A 2409-nucleotide genomic window follows, 5' to 3' on the forward strand; every position below is an offset into this window, starting at 1 on the left:
CTTCTTCTCGATCGGCTCCAACGACCTGACGCAATATGTGATGGCGGCGGCCCGAGACAATGCCGCCGTCGCCTACCTCAACTCGGTTCGGCATCCGGCGGTTCTTAGGTTGTTAGAAGCGGTGGTGCGCTTCGGACGGGAGAAGGGGATTCCGGTGAGCCTGTGCGGCGATGCGGGCGGCGATCCGGCCGCCATTCCGGCACTGATCGAGGCAGGCCTGCGCGACCTTTCGGTCGCCCCAGCACAACTCGCCATGGCCAAGGCGGCCATCGCTGAAGTCCCGGTCTAGGCGGCGTGGCGAAGATGGAGAAGCTACCCGAAGCGAACTCCGAAGAGGCGATCCGCGCCTACAAGACGATCCTGTCGCTGGTTATCGACCAGCGGCCGTCCGGTATGCGACAGCGGCTCGCCGATGCGCTCGGCAAGCATCGCAGCTTCGTCACACAGATCTCCAGCCCGGCCTATTCGATCCCGATCCCCTCAAAACATTTGCCGGCTATCTTTTCCGTGTGTCATTTCAGCCCGGCCGAGCGCGACCAGTTCCTCGCCGCCTATCATCAGGCGCATCCCGGCAAGATGTCGGCGGCTTCCGGGCCGCGCAAGACACGCCATGTCTCGCTCATCGTGCCGGATTTCGGCGACGACAAGCAGAATGCGGCACTCGACCGGGCGATCAACGAATTCATCCAGAAGATCACCAGCATCGCCGGCAAGGGCAGCGGCTAAACTGAGCAATTCCAGGAAAAGTGTGCCGCGGTTTTCCGTTCGGAATTGCGTACAAATTCGAGACTGTTCCGGGAGGACAGCCATGAAGAAATTCATCAACGCAGTAGACACGGTGCTGACCGAGAGCCTTGACGGCTTCGTCGCCGCCCATTCGGATATCCTTATGCTGGGCGATGACCACAAATTCGTCCGCCGCAAGGTGCTGAAGCCCGGCAAGGTGGCGCTGATCTCGGGCGGCGGCTCCGGCCACGAGCCGCTGCATGGCGGGCTGGTCGGGCACGGCATGCTGGACGCCGCCTGCCCCGGCCAGGTGTTCACCTCGCCGACACCCGACCAGATGATTGCCGCCGTGCAGGCCGTCGACACCGGCGCCGGCTGCCTGTTCATCGTCAAGAACTACGAAGGCGACGTGATGAATTTCGACATGGCTGCAGAAATGTCGGAGGGCGTCATGCAGGTGGTGACCAATGACGACGTCGCGGTCGAGAACTCGTCCTACACCACCGGCCGGCGCGGCGTCGCCGGCACGCTGGTGGTGGAGAAGATGGTCGGCGCGGCGGCCGAGCAAGGCATGGCGCTGAACGAGCTCAAGGCGCTCGGCGAACGCGTCAACGGCGCGACGCGCTCGATGGGCGTGGCGCTGACCAGTTGCACGGTGCCGGCGGCGGGCAGGCCCACCTTCGAAATGGGTGACGGCGAGATGGAGTTCGGTGTCGGCATCCATGGCGAGCCCGGAAGGCGGCGCGACACGCTGAAGAGTGCCGATGCCATCGCCGAGGAGGTTTGCACAGCCATCGCCGGCGACCTCGGCGAGCGGGCAAAAGGGCCGGCGCTGCTTTTCGTCAACGGCTTCGGCGGCACGCCGTCGATGGAGCTCTATCTGATGTACAACAGCGCCCGCAAAATCTTCGGGAAGAGCGGCGTGACGGTGACCCGCTCGCTGGTCGGCTCCTACGTGACATCGCTCGACATGGCCGGCTGCTCGATCACGCTGACCTTGCTCAACGACGAGATGACGGCATTGTGGGACGCGCCGGTGCACACGGCGGCGCTACGCTGGGGACTTTAACGCTGGGTTTCTGCCCTCGCCAGATCAAATCCCAGTCGAAGCTGTTGCTGCGCTGGCTTCCCAGGCGCTTTTCTGCAACCTTGTCGCAACATTGTTTTCCAATGCGCAAACACCGACCGGGTTGATGCTGCCACCACTTGCGCCCGCCGACGAGAGACTGCTGCTCACCTATGCTGACCCCGAGGCAGAGCTGGCCGTAGCTTCCACGGCAAGAAGCCTGTTGGCGCTGCTCGACAATGCCGAGTTCCACGGCGTGCTGCCGATCATGCTGCGCAAACTGCGGGAAACAGGCGATGCGCATCTGCCCCAGGATGCTGACCTGCAAGCGAGATTGGCCGAACTGCGCGAGGCATCGACGCTGGTCACCGGCCAGTCCATGCTGCTGCAATATCATGGCGAGCGCATCATGAAGGCGCTTGCGGCGAAGGCCATTCCGGCTCGGATCGTCAAGGGGCCGGTGTTCGCGCGCAAGCTCTACAAACATGTCTCGGACCGGCCCTTCACCGACATCGACATCCTGGTCGAGCCAGCCAGCATCAACGAGGCCAACCGGGTGATCGCCGCCTCCGGCTTCGAGCTCTGCAGCGGCGAAGCCCATTCGCACGACCTGCAGG

The 2409-nt window shown here is 63.7% G+C and carries 4 protein-coding genes; all 4 read left to right on the forward strand.

What is annotated here, in order from left to right; genetic code table 11:
- Positions 1-289, forward strand: a 289-nt coding sequence (locus tag EN742_RS31990) for a putative PEP-binding protein (protein WP_348632875.1), incomplete at its 5' end; no start/stop codon positions are given.
- 14 nt (positions 290-303) lie between these two features.
- Positions 304-726, forward strand: coding sequence for a hypothetical protein (locus tag EN742_RS31995; protein ID WP_126056836.1), 423 nt, complete (start codon positions 304-306; stop codon positions 724-726).
- An 82-nt stretch (positions 727-808) separates the two neighbouring features.
- Positions 809-1795 carry a dihydroxyacetone kinase subunit DhaK gene (dhaK, locus tag EN742_RS32000; RefSeq protein ID WP_127405325.1) on the forward strand — a complete coding sequence of 329 codons (987 nt, stop codon included), beginning with the start codon at positions 809-811 and terminating at the stop codon, positions 1793-1795.
- Between the two features lie 124 nt (positions 1796-1919).
- The coding region (locus EN742_RS32005; protein ID WP_148670406.1) for a nucleotidyltransferase family protein at positions 1920-2409 on the forward strand (490 nt) is incomplete at its 3' end.

It is taken from the genome of Mesorhizobium sp. M4A.F.Ca.ET.020.02.1.1, from assembly GCF_004022645.1.
Classification (GTDB): Bacteria; Pseudomonadota; Alphaproteobacteria; order Rhizobiales; family Rhizobiaceae; genus Mesorhizobium.

What these genes read in the sequence shown, in the direction of transcription:
- dhaK (WP_127405325.1), top strand. Translation starts at nt 809, where the DNA reads ATGAAGAAATTCATCAACGCAGTAGACACGGTGCTGACCGAGAGCCTT.
- EN742_RS31995 (WP_126056836.1), top strand. Translation starts at nt 304, where the DNA reads ATGGAGAAGCTACCCGAAGCGAACTCCGAAGAGGCGATCCGCGCCTAC.